The sequence below is a fragment of the Franconibacter pulveris genome, from assembly GCF_056780215.1.
Genome location: NZ_CM165555.1, coordinates 1,901,549 through 1,917,930, shown reverse-complemented (window position 1 = coordinate 1,917,930; position 16,382 = coordinate 1,901,549). Strand labels below are relative to the sequence as shown.

Below are 16,382 nucleotides of genomic sequence, written 5' to 3'. Positions count from 1 at the left end.
CTGTTTTTATTTTGGCTAATGTAGCCTGCCCCGGCGCGCCGAAGCAAGACAGAGAAGCGCCTAAAGCGGGCAAATGAGCATACTGTGACCTTCCACCTGCAGGCGACGAAACGGCAGGCCATAAGCGGCGCCGAGCAAGGCTGGCGTGAGCACGTCGTCGCGCTTGCCTTCGGCTATCAGCTTGCCGTTACGCAACAGCCAGACCCGGTGGGCATGGCGCAGCGTATGGTTGAGGTCGTGGCTGCTTGTCACGACCGTTACGCCCGCTTCGCACAGCTGGTAAATCACTTTATCAAGCGCCGCCTGCTGGGCCACGTCCAGGCTGTTCATTGGCTCATCGAGCAGCAGCAGTTTGCCGTGCGGATTGGTTTGCGGATCGATTTGCAGCACGACGGCGGCGAGCCGTACCCGCTGCCATTCGCCGCCGGAAAGCTGGTTAACCGGCCGGGTGAGCTTGTCGCCAAGCCAGAGCGACGCGGCGACGTCGGTCATTCTTTTTTCATTCGGACTGGCGTGCTGATGCAGCGCCAGATAATGCCAGACGGGCATGGCGAAGGGCGGCATCTGCTGCTGCGCGAGATAGGCGCGATGGCGGGCAAGCCGCTCGCTGCGCCACGCGCTCAGCGGCTCGTCAACAAAATCGATGCTGCCCGCGCCGCTGGTAATCCCCGCCATACGCGAAAGCAACGTGCTTTTCCCTGCGCCGTTCGGCCCGACCAGATGCAGTAATTCGCCAGGCTTGACGCTGGCGGAGAACGGCTCCAGACGGCCGGACACCGCCACATCGCGCAATTGCATCAGCGCCATCGTTTATTTCGCCAGCGCGACTTTGATAGCTTCCATCACGATAGGATCTTCCGGCGTCATATCTGGCGCGAAGCGCTGGACCACCTGCCCATCGCGGCCAACCAGGAATTTTTCGAAATTCCACAGAATGTCATCCGGATAGAGCGGCGCGCGCCCTTTGCTGGCCAGACGCTCATAAAAACCGCTTGATTCCGGCGCGACGGCTGTCGGGCAGGCGGCAATCAGTTTCTGGTAAAGCGGGTGACGGTTCTCGCCATTCACATCAATTTTGCTGAACAGCGGAAAGGTGACGCCGTACGTGGTGCTGCAAAACGTTTTGATCTCTTCTTCGCTGCCAGGCTCCTGACCGAGGAACTGGTTGCAAGGGAAAGCCAGCACGCTGAAACCCGCCTCTTCCCAGGCCTTATGAATATTCTCTAACTGTTCATACTGCGGCGTCAGGCCGCATTTGGAAGCGACGTTGACAATCAGCAGCACCTTACCTTTCCAGCGTTCGAGTGACGTGGTTTCCCCGTCAATGGTGGTCACTTCGGTGTTCAGCACATCGTGTTGCATAGCATCCCCTTAATGGTGGTGTGAGGAACTTAACGTCCAGCCCTTAATAATAGCCAGATAAATACCGGCGCGCCCAGCGTTGCGGTGACGACGCCTATCGGCAGCTCTGCCGAAGCGAGCGCCAGCCGGGCGATAACGTCAGCCGCCAGCAGCACCGCGGCCCCCGCCAGCGCGCAGGCGGGCAACAGGACGCGATGGTCGGTCAACCCGCATAGCCGCAACACGTGCGGGATAACAAGCCCGATAAAACCGATAGCGCCTGAAAGCGCTACGCTTACCCCCACCAGCCAGCCCGTCGCGATAACCAGCAGGTTGCGCCATAGCCACACCGGCAGGCCGAGCTGGCGCGCGGAGGTTTCGCCCAGCGCCAGCATATTGAGCGGCAGCGCCTGGCGGCAGACCCATACCATGACCGGCAACAGCGCAGCCATAAGCCAACCGTGCCGCCAGTCAACTCCGCCGAACCCGCCCATCATCCAGTACATCAGCTGGCGCAGATCGAGACTGGTGGAGAAATAGACCGCCCAGGTCATCAACGCGCTGCAAATGATGCCCAGCGCCACGCCCGCCAGCAGCAGTCGGCTATTAGAAAGATGCCGTCTGGCAAAACGCAGCAGAATAAGCGTGATAATCAATGCCCCGCCGATGGCGCACAGACCGAGCGCCCAGCCGGGCAGCGCGCCGTGGCCCAGCAGCACGGCGGCGATTAGCCCGACGCCTGCGCCGTTCGACACGCCAAGCAGCCCGGGTTCAGCGAGCGGGTTTTCAAACAGCGCCTGCATAATAGCGCCGGAAAGCGCCAGCGACGCGCCTACCACCAGCACCGCCAGCGTGCGCGGCAGACGAATTTGCCAGACAAATAGCTTACCGCTTTCGCTAAACCAGTCCGTCGGCCCCAGCCATTTGTCGCCCACACAGAGGCTGCACAGCATCGCAAGCAGCGTGAACGACAGCAGGCTCCACAGCCAGCGCTGCTCGCGCTGGCGTTGTTGTTCAATAAAAGAGAGCATGAATGAATTGGTCGTTATGATCGCAATCCGTTGATTCTACGGCCCTGCGACCGCCCACAAAAGAAAAAAGGCCGCACGATGCGGCCTTTTTGACTAGGTCAGATTACTCTGTCTTCGGCGAAGCGTTCTCAACCCGGCTTTTTAACTTCTGACCGGGTCGGAAGGTCACCACACGGCGCGCCGTAATGGGGATATCTTCACCGGTTTTCGGGTTGCGTCCGGGACGTTGGTTCTTATCTCGCAGGTCAAAATTACCAAAACCGGAGAGTTTCACCTGTTCGCCATTTTCCAGCGCGCGACGGATCTCCTCGAAAAACAGTTCCACCAGTTCTTTGGCGTCCCGCTTGCTAAGCCCAAGCTTATCAAACAGATATTCTGACATTTCCGCTTTAGTAAGCGCCATAGGTTCAATCCCTCAATGATGCCTGGAATCGCTCTTTTAGTGCCTCTACACATCTCGCAACAGTAGCGGCAATATCCTCTTCTTCGAGTGTACGGCTGGTATCCTGAAGGATCAGGCTGATGGCAAGGCTCTTGTAACCCTCCGCAACACCCTTACCACGGTACACGTCAAATAAGTTTACGCCAACTATCTGATTTGCGCCAACTTTCTTACATTCGGCCAAAATATCTGCTGCCGGTACGCTTTCAGACACGACCACAGCGATGTCGCGGCGGTTCGCCGGGAAGCGAGAAACCTCGGCGGCCTGCGGCACGATACGGTCCGCTACCTTGTCCCACAGCAGTTCAAACACCAGCGTGCGGCCGTTGAGATCAAGCTTACGCTCGAGTTCCGGATGCACAACGCCAATGAAACCAATGCGTTCGCCCTTTAAATAAATGGCAGCACTTTGGCCAGGATGCAAGGCCGGATTGGCTTCTGCCTTAAATTCAATTTCAGATAATTTACCAGTAAGTTCCAGAACAGATTCCAAATCGCCCTTCAGATCGTAGAAATCCACTGCGCTTTTCGCCTGATCCCAGTGCTCTTCATAGCGGTTGCCGCACAGCACGCCGGACAGCATAAGATCCTGACGAATGCCGAGGTCCGCCTGCGTATCAGGCACAAAGCGCAGGCCGGTTTCGAAAATACGCACACGATTCTGCTGGCGGTTCTGGTTGTACACCACCGTACTGAGCAGGCCGGTCCACAACGACAGGCGCATCGCGGACATATCGCTGGAAATGGGGCTTGGCAGGATCAGCGCTTCTTCGCCGGGGTGCAGCAACTGCTGTACTTTCGGATCGACGAAGCTATAGGTGATCACTTCCTGATAGCCTTTATCCACCAGCATCGTTTTCACGCGCTTAAGGGAGAGGTCCGCTTCACGGTGGCTACCCATCTCCAGCCCCGCCTGCACCGGCTCGTTCGGGATATTGTCATAACCATAGACGCGAGCGACCTCTTCCACCAGGTCTTCTTCGATTTCCATATCGAAACGCCAGCTCGGAGCAGCGGCCTGCCACTCGTCCTGACCTTCGGTGACTTCGCAGCCCAGACGTTTAAGAATGTCGGTGACTTGCTCGCCTGGAATCACATGGCCAATCAAACGATCCAGTTTGCTGCGACGCAGGGTAATGGTCGCACGCTTCGGCAGATGCGCTTCGCTGGTTACATCCACTACCGGTCCCGCTTCACCGCCGCAGATGTCGATCAGCAGACGGGTAGCTCGCTCCATGGCTTTGTATTGCAGCGCCGGATCCACGCCGCGCTCATAACGGTGAGACGCATCGGTGTGCAGACCGTGGCGACGGGCGCGACCGGTGATAGAGAGCGGATTAAAGAACGCGCACTCCAGCAGCACATCGCGCGTTTCGGTGTTCACGCCGGAATGTTCGCCGCCAAAGATGCCGCCCATCGCCAGCGCTTTGCTGTGGTCAGCGATAACCAGCGTATCTTCATTAAGCTTCGCTTCGTTGCCGTCCAGCAACACCAGCGTTTCGCCCTCTTTCGCCATCCGCACCACAATACCGCCTTCAATGCGGTTCAGGTCGAATGCATGCATCGGCTGCCCCAGCTCCAGCAGCACATAGTTAGTGACATCGACAACCGCGTCGATAGAGCGGATGCCGCAGCGGCGCAGTTTTTCACGCATCCACAGCGGAGTCGGCGCAGAAACGTTGATGCCTTTTACCACGCGACCCAGGTAACGCGGGCAAGCCTCAGGGGCGTCGACGCGGATAGACAGCGTGTCGTTTACAGTCGCGGCGACAGGCGCCATTTCCGGCTCGTTCAGCGGCAGCTGGTTCAGTACCGCCACATCGCGCGCCACGCCAACGATGCCGAGGCAGTCGGCGCGGTTCGGCGTTACGCTTATCTCAATAGTATTGTCGTCAAGCTTCAGATACTCGCGGATATCGGTGCCGATCGGCGCATCGGAAGGCAGTTCGATAATCCCGCTGTGATCGTCCGAAATACCCAGCTCGGAGAAAGAGCAAAGCATGCCTTCTGAAGGTTCGCCGCGAAGCTTCGCCGCCTTGATTTTAAAATCGCCCGGCAGAACCGCGCCGATCGTCGCCACGGCGACTTTCAGGCCCTGACGGCAGTTTGGCGCGCCGCAGACGATATCAAGCAGACGTTCGCCGCCGACGTTAACTTTCGTTACGCGCAATTTGTCTGCGTTCGGGTGCTGGCCGCACTCTACCACTTCACCCACGACCACACCGTGGAAAGCGCCGGCAACAGGGTCAACGCCATCGACTTCCAGCCCCGCCATGGTGATTTGGTTGGCTAACGCTTCGCTGTCCAGGGACGGGTTAACCCACTCGCGTAACCACAGTTCACTGAATTTCATTGTTTTTTCCTGCCCTTATTTAAACTGTTTGAGGAAACGCAGATCGTTTTCGAAGAATGCGCGCAAATCGGTAACGCCATAGCGCAGCATGGTCAGGCGCTCCATTCCCATGCCGAATGCGAAGCCGGAATAGACTTCAGGATCAATGCCAACGTTACGCAGCACGTTCGGGTGCACCATGCCGCAGCCCAGCACTTCCAGCCACTTGCCGTTTTTACCCATCACGTCCACTTCAGCGGAAGGTTCGGTGAACGGGAAATAAGAAGGACGGAAACGAATCTGCAAATCTTCTTCAAAGAAGTTGCGCAGGAAATCGTGCAGCGTGCCTTTGAGGTTGGTGAAGCTGATATTTTTGTCGACGATCAACCCTTCCATCTGATGGAACATCGGGGTGTGAGTCTGATCGTAATCGTTACGGTAAACGCGGCCCGGCGCGATGATGCGGATCGGCGGCTGCTGATTTTTCATGGTGCGGATCTGCACGCCGGAAGTCTGCGTACGCAGCAGGCGGGTCGCGTCAAACCAGAAGGTATCGTGGTCAGCACGCGCCGGGTGATGTCCCGGAATGTTTAATGCGTCAAAGTTATGGTAATCGTCTTCGATTTCCGGCCCTGTCGCAACGGTAAAGCCCAGCTCGCCGAAGAAGCTTTCGATACGGTCGATGGTGCGGGTAACCGGGTGCAGGCCGCCATTTTCCACACGGCGGCCCGGGAGCGATACGTCGATGGTTTCCGCAGCCAGACGGGCGTTTAGCGCCGCGCTCTCCAGCGCTTCTTTACGGGCGTTCAGCGCCTGCTGAACCTGCTCTTTGGCTTCGTTGATCACCGCGCCCGCAGCCGGACGCTCTTCCGGCGGCAGCTCACGCAGGGTGGTCATCTGAAGGGTCAGCTGCCCTTTTTTCCCTAAATATTCGACGCGTACGTTATCTAACGCGGCAACATCCTGGGCATCGTTAATGGCTGCCTTAGCACTGGCAACCAGCTCTGCGAGATGTGGCATGGTGTTCCTCATTAATAGTGGCGTTGTGCCGTAATCATTAGTGTTCTGCAAAACCATCAGGCAATAAAAAAGCCTCCACAAGGGAGGCTTTTGGCGCTATTTTCCGTTTCTTCTTTCACGCGCTAGCCTCCTGAAATCAGGTGCTAAAGTAAAAAAAGAAGCGGAAAAGAGCAGCATTCATGCTTGCAGTTACCTTATGTTCACGTCTATTTGCGTCTATTGAAAGGGCTAAGCGAACAATTGTCAACGTATTGAACCAGTTAAGTTAAAAGAGGGAGACAAGCTCCCTCTTTCAAACTGGCTTACGCCAGAGCTGCTTTCGCTTTTTCAACCAGGGCAGAGAATGCCACTTTGTCGAATACGGCGATGTCAGCCAGGATCTTACGGTCGATTTCAACAGAGGCTTTTTTCAGGCCGTTGATGAATTTGCTGTAAGAGATACCGTTCTGACGTGCTGCTGCGTTGATACGTGCAATCCACAGTTGACGGAACTGACGCTTTTTCTGACGACGGTCACGATAAGCGTACTGACCAGCTTTGATAACAGCCTGGAAGGCAACGCGGTATACGCGAGAACGCGCACCGTAGTAACCTTTAGCTTGTTTCAAAATTTTCTTATGACGTGCACGTGCAATCACACCACGTTTTACGCGAGCCATGGCTCTCTCCTGTATCTATATTCTGATGTTGCCTTACCCCGACGTGTCGCTGCATTGCGATAACGCTGGGCTTTCGGCGATAAAAAAGTTAAAGGTTAACGGCTTATGCGTACGGCAGGCACGCGATTACCAGACCCAGATCGCCTTTAGAAACCATGGCTTTCGGGCGCAGGTGACGTTTACGCTTGGTTGCTTTTTTGGTCAGAATATGACGCAGGTTAGCGTGCTTGTGCTTAAAACCACCTTTACCGGTTTTTTTGAAGCGCTTAGCAGCACCGCGTACGGTCTTAATCTTTGGCATTTTATTAACTTCCACTTCGCATTGTTGATAAACGAAACCCAGGCGAACAAAACCTGTGAAGCCTGGAGGCCTCACAGGAAATGTTACTTGATGGCCTTACTGTTTCTTCTTAGGAGCGAGCACCATAATCATCTGGCGGCCTTCGATCTTCGTTGGGAAGGATTCGACTACTGCCAGTTCTTGCAAATCGTCTTTCACGCGATTAAGCACTTCCATACCGATTTGCTGGTGGGCCATTTCACGCCCGCGGAAACGCAGGGTGATTTTGGCCTTATCGCCTTCTTCGAGAAAGCGAATCAGGCTGCGGAGTTTTACCTGATAGTCGCCTTCGTCAGTACCAGGACGGAATTTGATTTCCTTAACCTGGATAACTTTCTGCTTCTTCTTCTGTTCCTTAGAAGACTTGCTCTTTTCATAGAGGAATTTGCCGTAGTCCATTATGCGGCAAACTGGCGGCTCGGCGTTAGGGCTAATTTCAACTAAATCGACCCCGGCTTCTTCAGCCTTCTCAAGAGCTTCTCTCAGACTGACAATACCAATCTGCTCGCCATCCAGACCTGTTAAGCGAACCTCTTGTGCGCGAATCTCACCATTGATGCGATTAGGGCGCGCCGTTTGAACTCGTTTTCCGCCTTTAATACCTTATTCCTCCAGTTGATGAAGATTGCGGCTGCGAATCTCTTGCTGCAGCTTCTCAATCACGTCGTTCACATCCAGGCTGCCGAGGTCTTTGCCACGACGGGTGCGGACGGCCACTTTGCCAGCTTCGACTTCTTTGTCGCCACAAACCAGCATATAAGGGACACGACGTAAAGTGTGCTCGCGGATTTTAAAGCCAATCTTCTCGTTTCTCAAGTCCGCTTTTACACGAATGCCCGCATTTTGCAGTTTACGAGTCAATTCGTTAACGTATTCAGACTGTGAGTCAGTAATATTCATCACCACAACCTGAACCGGCGCGAGCCATGTCGGGAAGAACCCGGCGAACTCTTCGGTCAGGATGCCGATGAAACGCTCGATAGAACCCAGGATGGCGCGGTGAATCATAACCGGCACCTGACGTTCGTTGTTTTCGCCTACATACGATGCGCTAAGGCGCGAAGGCAGTGAAAAGTCTAGCTGAACTGTGCCGCACTGCCAGGCGCGATCGAGGCAGTCGTAGAGCGTAAACTCAATTTTCGGACCATAGAACGCGCCTTCACCCAGTTGATATTCAAACGGGATGTTGTTCTCTTCCAACGCCACAGCAAGATCCGCTTCCGCGCGATCCCACATTTCATCGCTGCCGATACGTTTTTCCGGACGAGTAGAGAGTTTTACTACAATCTTCTCGAAGCCGAAGGTGCTGTACATATCGTAAACCATGCGGATACAGGCGTTCACTTCGTCACGCACCTGCTCTTCTGTACAGAAGATATGGGCGTCATCCTGCGTGAAGCCGCGTACGCGCATCAGCCCGTGCAGCGCGCCTGACGGCTCGTTACGGTGACAGCTGCCGAACTCCGCCATACGCAGCGGCAGATCGCGGTACGATTTCAGACCCTGGTTGAAGATCTGGACGTGGCCTGGGCAGTTCATCGGCTTGATGCAGTATTCACGGTTCTCGGAAGAGGTGGTGAACATCGCATCTTTATAGTTATCCCAGTGACCGGTTTTTTCCCACAGGACGCGGTCCATCATAAACGGACCTTTCACTTCCTGATACTGGTACTCTTTGAGCTTGGAGCGAACAAACGTTTCCAGTTCGCGGAAGATAGTCCAGCCGTCATTGTGCCAGAAAACCATGCCCGGCGCTTCTTCCTGCATATGGTAGAGGTCAAGCTGCTTGCCGATTTTACGGTGGTCGCGCTTGGCGGCCTCTTCCAGACGCTGAAGATAAGCGTTCAGGGCTTTTTTATCTGCCCAGGCGGTGCCGTAGATGCGCTGCAGCATTTTATTGTTGCTGTCGCCGCGCCAGTAAGCGCCCGCGATTTTCATCAGTTTGAAATGGTGGCAGAAACGCATGTTCGGCACGTGCGGTCCGCGGCACATGTCGATGTATTCTTCGTGATGATACAAGCCCGGCTTGTCATCATGAGCGATATTTTCATCAAGAATGGAGACTTTATAGTTTTCGCCGCGCTGTGCGAAGGTTTCGCGCGCTTCGTGCCAGCTCACCTTTTTCTTGATGACGTCGTAATTTTTCTCAGCAAGCTCGTGCATACGCTTTTCGAGCGCGTCGAGATCTTCCTGGGTCAGCGTGTGGTCCAGATCAACGTCATAATAAAAGCCGTTGTCGATAACCGGGCCGATCGCCATTTTGGTGTGCGGCCAAAGCTGCTTAATGGCATGGCCCAGCAGATGCGCACATGAGTGGCGAATAATTTCGAGACCGTCTTCGTCTTTAGCCGTGATAATGGCGAGCTGGGCATCGTGTTCAATCAGATCGGAAGCATCTACCAGTTCACCGTTCACGCGGCCGGCAATGCAGGCTTTAGCGAGACCCGGACCAATGTCCAGAGCGACATCCATGGGGCTGACGGCATGATCAAAATGGCGTTGGCTACCATCAGGAAGCGTAATAACAGGCATGTTAAATCCTTATTCACAGTGGTGCCCCGCACGAAAGAGCACATATGAGAGTATGAAAATAAAAAAATTACCGGCCAGTAAGGTGGGTTTTCCGCTTCACTCTGCGGAATCTGCGCGGGGGAATAATATGCCTGCGCCCTCACCTGCTTACCGATAAGGTCGCTGTAAATAGTACACGCCTTGCCGGTTTGTTAAAAGCCCGGCTTGTTCAGCCGGGCTTCGCGGGAGAATATCTGTCCATTACAGGACAGATAACAGGCTTACTCGTTAATGTCCGGATGTTGCTGCACCAGACGCTGACGTTTTTCCTGCAAATCAGAGATCTCTTTATCAATATCTTCAATTTTCTGTTCGATATTGTCGTGGTGCTCCTGCAGGATTTCACGCGCTTCCTGAATATCCGATGCGGCGGGCGTCGCCCCTTTCAGCGGGCGGTTTGCCGTCTCCTTCATCGTAATGCCGGTAATAAGGCCGATAACCGCGATAACCATCAAATAATAGGCTGGCATCATCAGGTCTTCTGAGCTTTCCACCAGCCAGGCGGCAAGCGTCGGCGTCAGGCCGGCAATCAACACCGAAATGTTGAAGGCGCTGGCAAGGGCGCTATAACGAATGTGCGTCGGGAACATCGCCGGTAAGGTTGAAGCCATTACGCCGGTAAAGGCGTTCAGGATAACCGCCAGCATCAGCAAACCGGCGAAAATCAACCCAATCACATTGCTATTGATAAGGGTGAACGCCGGGATAACTAATACAAACAGCGCGATACTGCCAATAATGACAAACGGGCGGCGGCCAAAGCGGTCGCTCAGCAGCCCCATTACCGGCTGTACGAACAGCATCCCCATCATGATAGCGATGATGATGAGCACCCCGTGGCTTTCGGAATAGTGCAGGTTATGCGACAGGTAGCTTGGCATGTACGTGAGCAGCATGTAATAGGTCACGTTAGTCGCGATAACCAAACCGATACAGGTCAGCAGGCTGCGCCAGTGTTTTGTGGCGATCTCTTTAAAGGAGACTTTCGGCCCATCCTGCAGCCCCTGGCGATCGCCCTGCTCGAGCTTATCAACGTGCTGCTGAAATGCCGGCGTCTCTTCAAGCGCATGGCGCAGATAAAGGCCGATGATGCCTAGCGGCAACGCCAGGAAGAACGGAATACGCCAACCCCAGCTCTGGAAGTTCTCTTCGCCGATGATGGCGGAGATCAACACCACGACGCCCGCGCCCAGAACGAACCCCGCTATCGAGCCAAAATCGAGCCAGCTCCCCATAAAACCACGCTTGCGATCGGGGGAATATTCAGCAACGAAGATGGATGCGCCTGTATATTCCCCACCGACGGAAAAGCCCTGCGCCATTTTACAAATTAATAATAGAACCGGCGCCCAAATACCGATCGTTGCATACCCGGGAATTAAGCCGATGCAGAATGTGCTGATCGACATAATAACAATAGTAATAGCAAGGATTTTCTGTCGGCCATATTTATCGCCGAGCATCCCAAAGAAAAGTCCGCCGAGGGGGCGAATAAGGAAAGGAACGGAAAAGGTGGCAAGCGCAGCTATCATCTGTACGCTTGGATTCGCCTCCGGGAAAAACACTTTACCCAGCGCATAGGCGACAAAACCATAAACACCGAAATCAAACCACTCCATCGCATTGCCAAGCGAAGCTGCTGTGATGGCTTTGCGTAATTTTGCATCATCAATAATCGTTACGTCGCTAAGCGAAATAGGCTCAACTTTTTTTCTTTTTAATTTCATATCCATCCTCTTTAGAATCGCTCTCTGACCCGGCGGCATACGTCCTGCATGCGCGTATTTTACCGACTGCGGCCCGCCTCCTTAGCGATAAAGAAACCTGAACGTTCGGGCTCCCTTTAAGAGCGTAGCAGGTTTACCCCTGCAGGTTGGTTACAATGCATCCAATCGAAAAAGCGTAGACGGTTTCGGATGCCTGAGCCTTTACCCTACCAGCGTTTAAATTTGTGATCAAATTCACAAAATGTGGGGGTATTTATTTCAGCGCACTTTTGCCATGACCGTGATACAGGTTAATAAAACGCGCTTTACGCATTAAAACCGGTCGGCAGTTGTAAAAGAAGAAATGACGAAATTACTGGCAGTAAAGAAGACAGGATATAAAAACAAAATAATAAAAAACCGGACGTTAAATTCCGGTTTTTTATATAAGGCGTAACCCAGACGGCTTGCAGTTAACACGCCTAAAAGCAAAAGGTCGGGTTATTAAGACCATTCACCCGCCACTAATTTATGAACATCAAAAGCGTCATTCATGGACTGGCCGGTAGAGGCAGCACCAGGTTGAATATTCGAACCGGCTTCCACATCTTTGACATTCCAGGTGCTGGAAGGCGCGGTGCGGGTATCAGTTGCGGTTTCGGCCGCAAAAGCGCCGAATGAGAGCGCGGACAGCACAACGGCTGCGGCTATGGTTTTCATCATATTCATCATTTTCTTCTCTTATTTTTTTGAATCAGGTTAAACCGTGCGGTAATAAAACCGCTGTGATCAGATTGTAGATCCAGCTCACATTTTTGCCCACTCAAATTATTTGTCATTTCGTGTCAAATTAATTGAATGTTTTATGGCGGGGCTAATTATGGAGAGGATATGAAGAAACAGGTTTTTATATTTTCCAGACTAAGCGACCAGGTTGAAATGCAACTTTAAGAATTAACTTAAAAAATCAGGCCGGATAAACCGGCCTGTTGTTTTACATCTTATAACCGAGCGTAACCGAGGTACGAGTGTCGGTATGCTCAGGCGCCGAAGAAGGCGGCTGGGAGTTCCAGGTAACGTTATAAGCGACTTTAAGACCAAAATGCGCGTTGATAGCGACATCAAGCGCAGTCTCGGAGTTCACGGTGGTATCGTCAGCGCCAAAGACGGAGACGCCCTGGGTAAATTTCGTGTTATCGGTAAGCTGCCAGGCATAGGTGCCGGAAGCGTAGCCGAGACCCTGAGTCTTGGTGTCGCCATTGGTGTATTCGTCGTAGCGAACGCCCGGACCAAATTCGACACGAAGACTATGCACCGGACCGTTAAGCAACTGGCGACCATAACCCAGCGTTGCTACGTCGCGCTCGCGATAGCCATTGTAACGGTCGGTCAGCCAGCTCGCCTGGCCGAACAGGTAATCCAGATCGGTTACGTTGTAGCGGCTACGGCCGCCCACCGCATATTTTTCTGAAGAACGCTCATCGTTAGAAGAGGTATTGCTGGCATTGCCCCACAGCGACCAGGCTGTTCTCTGACCGTACCAGGTTAGCGTACTGTCGGCGGTTAAAGAGGAGCTTTTCGTGTTGCCTGACTGGGCCAGATAACCGGCGTTCAGGTTGCCTTCGAAAGCTTTTTTAGCGGTGGAAGGATCGTCCATGACAGTAAAAACGGTGTTGTCCGCGATTGCGAACTGACTCACAAGCGCGCCCCCCGCAAGCAGCATAACTGCGGGTACTGTCTTCAAAAGCTTCATTTATTTTTAGGTCCGTACAACAAAAAAAAGAGACCGATAAGGTCCTGGAATGTTTTCCCGGAATCAACGACATAAGGCTCGTCGAAAGGTAACAAATTATAAAAAGGCCCGCATAACATGGCAATAAATTCTTATCTCTATTTTTGAATAAGAGGGATCTTAAAACTGCTTTTATTTCATAAATATAGCGCCGATGAAAAAACGTGCTTTATTTGAGAAATCAGCGTGTTAATTCACACCCTAACCCGATATGGAGTGCTACGCTTACCGCAGCCCATATAAAAAGGAGGTCACATGGTACGCATTTATACGCTGACGCTGGCGCCTTCTCTCGACAGCGCTACCCTCACGGCGCAAATTTATCCCGAAGGCAAGCTTCGCTGTAGCGCGCCGGTTTTCGAACCCGGCGGCGGCGGAATTAACGTCGCGCGCGCTATCGCGCATCTTGGCGGCAAAGCCACCGCGATTTTCCCGGCTGGCGGCGCCACCGGCGAGCACCTCACGGCCCTGTTGCTGGATGAACACGTCGCGGTACAAACCATAGAGGCAAAAGACTGGACGCGACAAAACCTGCATGTGCACGTAGAGGCAAATGGCGAACAGTACCGATTTGTTATGCCCGGCGCGGCGCTCAGCGATGAGGAATTCCGCCAGCTCGAAGAAAAAGTCATGGCCATTGAAGCGGGTTCCATTCTGGTGATAAGCGGCAGCCTGCCGCCGGGCGTGAATGTCGCCAAACTGTGTGACCTGATTAAAGCCGCCCAGCGACAAAACATACGCTGCATTCTCGACAGCTCGGGCGACGCGCTGGCTGCGGCGCTGGAGATTGGCGATATCGAACTGGTGAAGCCCAACCAGAAGGAACTTGGCGCGCTGGTGAAACGCGACCTCACGCAGCCGGATGACGTACGCCAGGCGGCGATGGAACTGGTCAGGCGCGGCAAGGCGCGACGTGTCGTGGTCTCGCTTGGTCCGCAAGGCGCGCTGGCGGTAGATGAACAGGATTGCGTACAGGTGGTGCCGCCGCCGGTGAAAAGCCAGAGCACCGTGGGCGCGGGCGACAGCATGGTCGGCGCGATGACGCTCAAGCTTGCCGAAGGCGCTTCGCTGCTGGATATGGTGCGCTATGGCGTGGCCGCAGGCAGCGCTGCCACACTGCACCAGGGCACCCAGCTCTGCTCGCGCGAAAACACCGATAAGATTTACGACTACCTGAAGGGTTAGCTTCCCCTTTTCCTTTCCATCGCGCCGGGCCGGCATTCGCCTGGCGGTTGCAACAGTGAGGTAAATAATGAGCAGCGGAGACATTACGCGCTATGTGGTTACCCTGAAATATCAGGAGCACAGCCTTGCGGATATTAATGAGCTTACCAATGAGCTCACCCGGGGCGGTTTCCAGCTCACCATGAGCGATGAAGAAGGCAAAATTCATGAACTGGGCCCCAACACGTTTGGCATGATCAGCGCGCTCAGCAAAGAGGAGGTGTTGGAAATGGCGCGCGGCCTCGGCGAAGTGGCGCTGGACAGGCAACCTGAGGTGGAGATAACCACCTGGGAGGAGTGGCAAAAAGCGACGTAACGACCACGGCGCAAAGCGAGTCAGGGTGTGCGTCAGCTCGACGTTTTCGTTCGCCCTATTGCGCTAACCTGATGATCTGACTGATAACCCGGGAGAGAAGCGTCATGTGGCAAGCGATTACGCGGTTATTGAATGAGCAGCTGGGTGAAGGCGAAATAACCCATCGGGAGGAGTTGCCAGGAGGTGAAATCCACGCCGCCTGGAAAGCGACTTTCGCAGGCCGACCGGTATTTATTAAGTGTGACGATCGAGAGCTGTTGTCCGTTTTTACCGCCGAAGCGGATCAGCTCGATCTGCTGGCGCGCAGCAAGACGGTAACGGTGCCGGAAGTTTACGCCGTAGGCAGCGACAGGGATTACAGCTTTCTGCTACTGGAATACCTCGCTCCACGTCCGCTTGATGCGCATAACGCTTTTCTTCTGGGGCAACAGTTGGCTCGCCTGCATCAGTGGAGCGAACAGCCGCAATTTGGCCTTGATTTCGATAACGATCTTTCCACTACGCCGCAGCCCAACGCCTGGCAGCGTCGCTGGGCGACCTTTTTCGCCGAGCAGCGCATCGGCTGGCAGCTTGAACTGGCGGCGGAAAAAGGGCTGGAGTTCGGCGATATCGACCTGATTGTCGATGCGGTGCATCAGCAGCTCGTCGGCCACCAGCCTCAACCCTCCCTGCTGCATGGCGATCTCTGGTCCGGCAATTGCGCGCTCGGTCCGAACGGGCCCTATATTTACGACCCCGCATGTTACTGGGGCGACAGGGAATGCGACCTCGCGATGCTGCCGCTGCATCCGGAACAGCCGCCGCAACTCTACGACGGCTACCAGTCTGTTGCGCCATTGCCGCCCGACTTCTTAACGAGACAACCGCTTTATCAGCTTTATACGCTGCTTAACCGGGCAATACTCTTTGGCGGGCAACATCTGGTCACGGCGCAAAAAGCGCTGGAGAGGATTTTAGCGGCCTGACAGCGCCCAGGTCAGCCACTCCTCAATGGAGTGGCTGACGCATCAGAGAAAACCAAGCAGCGAGAAGAAAAGGTAACCCAGCACGATGACGATGACCGGCAGGATATAAAGCGGGAAGATTTGCAGAAAAATGGTGTGCCTTGGCACCACGATTTTAGACTCTATCTGTTCGCGGCTAAGCCCATCTGCGCCTTTTGCCCGCTCAAGAATTAACTGGTCTTCCACCCCTTCGCGCAGAAAGCGCGCCTGACGGCTCATGCGCGCGCCGCTGGCCTGAAGTGCAAGGCCGACAAAAATGAGCGCGAAAATCACCCAGAACAGAATATTGGCCTGATGCCGGAAGTCGGGCAGCGGCGAGTTATACCAGAACAGGTTCAGAAACGGCGTGTTAAAACGCATCATCTCAATCATTACATGAGCAAAGTCCATCATCACCGCATTGATGCCCGGCTGCTTGTCGCTGTGCTCATACATAAATTTCAGAACAGAAATAACCGTGGAAATCGTCGCCAGAATAAAGATAAGCCACCCGGCAATGCGTTTTACTACGGCAATGCGTCCAGCTTGTTGATACGTCATGCTTTCCCCTTGATTGTGACGTCACATTGTCGCTTTAAGTCTACCTTCTCCCTGCGCTTTTCGC

18 protein-coding genes and 1 other annotated feature are annotated in these 16,382 nt (G+C 54.1%); of the genes, 3 read left to right on the top strand and 15 right to left on the bottom strand.

The features are described 5' to 3' along the window. Positions 1–60: 60 nt before the first annotated feature. The 14 genes from btuD to ACU4F7_RS09165 form a co-directional block, all read right to left on the bottom strand. On the bottom strand, positions 61–798 hold the full coding sequence (gene btuD / locus ACU4F7_RS09230) for a vitamin B12 ABC transporter ATP-binding protein BtuD (RefSeq protein WP_481638715.1): 738 nt from the start codon (positions 796–798) through the stop codon (positions 61–63). A 12-nt stretch (positions 799–810) separates the two neighbouring features. Continuing rightward, a complete protein-coding gene (locus ACU4F7_RS09225) occupies positions 811–1,362 on the bottom strand; it encodes a glutathione peroxidase (RefSeq protein WP_024558080.1) in 552 nt (183 codons plus the stop codon). 29 nt (positions 1,363–1,391) lie between these two features. Further along, on the bottom strand, positions 1,392–2,372 hold the full coding sequence (gene btuC, locus ACU4F7_RS09220; protein ID WP_481638481.1) for a vitamin B12 ABC transporter permease BtuC: 981 nt from the start codon (positions 2,370–2,372) through the stop codon (positions 1,392–1,394). Between the two features lie 103 nt (positions 2,373–2,475). After that, complete coding sequence (gene ihfA / locus ACU4F7_RS09215) at positions 2,476–2,775, bottom strand: integration host factor subunit alpha (protein ID WP_024553451.1); 300 nt, start codon at positions 2,773–2,775, stop codon at positions 2,476–2,478. Positions 2,776–2,779: 4 nt separating this feature from the next. After that, entirely contained in the window at positions 2,780–5,167 is a 2,388-nt protein-coding gene (gene pheT, locus ACU4F7_RS09210; RefSeq protein ID WP_029592636.1) for a phenylalanine--tRNA ligase subunit beta, read from the bottom strand. A 15-nt stretch (positions 5,168–5,182) separates the two neighbouring features. After that, a complete protein-coding gene (gene pheS / locus ACU4F7_RS09205) occupies positions 5,183–6,166 on the bottom strand; it encodes a phenylalanine--tRNA ligase subunit alpha (RefSeq protein WP_024558077.1) in 984 nt (327 codons plus the stop codon). Between the two features lie 62 nt (positions 6,167–6,228). Then, positions 6,229–6,352: a sequence feature (Phe leader region), on the bottom strand. Further along, entirely contained in the window at positions 6,303–6,347 is a 45-nt protein-coding gene (pheM, locus tag ACU4F7_RS09200; protein ID WP_152525475.1) for a pheST operon leader peptide PheM, read from the bottom strand. Its footprint overlaps the feature before it by 45 nt. Positions 6,353–6,468: 116 nt before the next feature. Next, on the bottom strand, positions 6,469–6,825 hold the full coding sequence (gene rplT / locus ACU4F7_RS09195; protein ID WP_007374646.1) for a 50S ribosomal protein L20: 357 nt from the start codon (positions 6,823–6,825) through the stop codon (positions 6,469–6,471). Positions 6,826–6,928: 103 nt separating this feature from the next. Further along, positions 6,929–7,126 carry a 50S ribosomal protein L35 gene (gene rpmI, locus ACU4F7_RS09190; protein WP_001124225.1) on the bottom strand — a complete coding sequence of 66 codons (198 nt, stop codon included), beginning with the start codon at positions 7,124–7,126 and terminating at the stop codon, positions 6,929–6,931. A gap of 96 nt (positions 7,127–7,222) precedes the next feature. Beyond that, positions 7,223–7,765, bottom strand: coding sequence for a translation initiation factor IF-3 (gene infC / locus ACU4F7_RS09185; protein WP_071788487.1), 543 nt, complete (start codon positions 7,763–7,765; stop codon positions 7,223–7,225). Between the two features lie 3 nt (positions 7,766–7,768). Further along, positions 7,769–9,697, bottom strand: a complete 1,929-nt coding sequence (gene thrS / locus ACU4F7_RS09180; protein ID WP_024558076.1) for a threonine--tRNA ligase — start codon at positions 9,695–9,697, stop codon at positions 7,769–7,771. 260 nt (positions 9,698–9,957) lie between these two features. Beyond that, complete coding sequence (proP, locus tag ACU4F7_RS09175) at positions 9,958–11,463, bottom strand: glycine betaine/L-proline transporter ProP (protein WP_029592635.1); 1,506 nt, start codon at positions 11,461–11,463, stop codon at positions 9,958–9,960. Between the two features lie 483 nt (positions 11,464–11,946). Then, complete coding sequence (locus ACU4F7_RS09170) at positions 11,947–12,171, bottom strand: hypothetical protein (RefSeq protein ID WP_481638714.1); 225 nt, start codon at positions 12,169–12,171, stop codon at positions 11,947–11,949. 265 nt (positions 12,172–12,436) lie between these two features. After that, positions 12,437–13,195, bottom strand: coding sequence for a DUF481 domain-containing protein (locus tag ACU4F7_RS09165; protein ID WP_481638480.1), 759 nt, complete (start codon positions 13,193–13,195; stop codon positions 12,437–12,439). A 294-nt stretch (positions 13,196–13,489) separates the two neighbouring features. On the opposite strand from ACU4F7_RS09165, the gene pfkB reads away from it, so the two are divergent. From pfkB to ACU4F7_RS09150, 3 genes are all read left to right on the top strand, one after another. Then, positions 13,490–14,419, top strand: coding sequence for a 6-phosphofructokinase II (gene pfkB / locus ACU4F7_RS09160; RefSeq protein ID WP_481638479.1), 930 nt, complete (start codon positions 13,490–13,492; stop codon positions 14,417–14,419). Positions 14,420–14,486: 67 nt separating this feature from the next. Beyond that, positions 14,487–14,774, top strand: a complete 288-nt coding sequence (gene ghoS / locus ACU4F7_RS09155) for a type V toxin-antitoxin system endoribonuclease antitoxin GhoS (protein ID WP_481638478.1) — start codon at positions 14,487–14,489, stop codon at positions 14,772–14,774. Between the two features lie 104 nt (positions 14,775–14,878). After that, positions 14,879–15,739, top strand: coding sequence for a fructosamine kinase family protein (locus tag ACU4F7_RS09150; RefSeq protein ID WP_481638477.1), 861 nt, complete (start codon positions 14,879–14,881; stop codon positions 15,737–15,739). Positions 15,740–15,781: 42 nt separating this feature from the next. Here the strand turns inward: ACU4F7_RS09150 and ACU4F7_RS09145 are convergent, their stop codons facing one another. Further along, positions 15,782–16,318: a YniB family protein gene (locus tag ACU4F7_RS09145; RefSeq protein ID WP_024559617.1), complete on the bottom strand. Its 537-nt coding sequence runs from the start codon at positions 16,316–16,318 to the stop codon at positions 15,782–15,784. Positions 16,319–16,382 lie beyond the last annotated feature (64 nt).

Coding starts and splice junctions, on each gene's coding strand:
- proP (WP_029592635.1), bottom strand. CDS start 11,463: ATGAAATTAAAAAGAAAAAAAGTTGAGCCTATTTCGCTTAGCGACGTA.
- ghoS (WP_481638478.1), top strand. CDS start 14,487: ATGAGCAGCGGAGACATTACGCGCTATGTGGTTACCCTGAAATATCAG.
- rpmI (WP_001124225.1), bottom strand. CDS start 7,126: ATGCCAAAGATTAAGACCGTACGCGGTGCTGCTAAGCGCTTCAAAAAA.
- pfkB (WP_481638479.1), top strand. CDS start 13,490: ATGGTACGCATTTATACGCTGACGCTGGCGCCTTCTCTCGACAGCGCT.
- pheT (WP_029592636.1), bottom strand. CDS start 5,167: ATGAAATTCAGTGAACTGTGGTTACGCGAGTGGGTTAACCCGTCCCTG.
- ACU4F7_RS09145 (WP_024559617.1), bottom strand. CDS start 16,318: ATGACGTATCAACAAGCTGGACGCATTGCCGTAGTAAAACGCATTGCC.
- ACU4F7_RS09225 (WP_024558080.1), bottom strand. CDS start 1,362: ATGCAACACGATGTGCTGAACACCGAAGTGACCACCATTGACGGGGAA.
- pheS (WP_024558077.1), bottom strand. CDS start 6,166: ATGCCACATCTCGCAGAGCTGGTTGCCAGTGCTAAGGCAGCCATTAAC.
- btuC (WP_481638481.1), bottom strand. CDS start 2,372: ATGCTCTCTTTTATTGAACAACAACGCCAGCGCGAGCAGCGCTGGCTG.
- ACU4F7_RS09150 (WP_481638477.1), top strand. CDS start 14,879: ATGTGGCAAGCGATTACGCGGTTATTGAATGAGCAGCTGGGTGAAGGC.
- ACU4F7_RS09165 (WP_481638480.1), bottom strand. CDS start 13,195: ATGAAGCTTTTGAAGACAGTACCCGCAGTTATGCTGCTTGCGGGGGGC.
- btuD (WP_481638715.1), bottom strand. CDS start 798: ATGCAATTGCGCGATGTGGCGGTGTCCGGCCGTCTGGAGCCGTTCTCC.
- rplT (WP_007374646.1), bottom strand. CDS start 6,825: ATGGCTCGCGTAAAACGTGGTGTGATTGCACGTGCACGTCATAAGAAA.
- ihfA (WP_024553451.1), bottom strand. CDS start 2,775: ATGGCGCTTACTAAAGCGGAAATGTCAGAATATCTGTTTGATAAGCTT.
- thrS (WP_024558076.1), bottom strand. CDS start 9,697: ATGCCTGTTATTACGCTTCCTGATGGTAGCCAACGCCATTTTGATCAT.
- ACU4F7_RS09170 (WP_481638714.1), bottom strand. CDS start 12,171: ATGAATATGATGAAAACCATAGCCGCAGCCGTTGTGCTGTCCGCGCTC.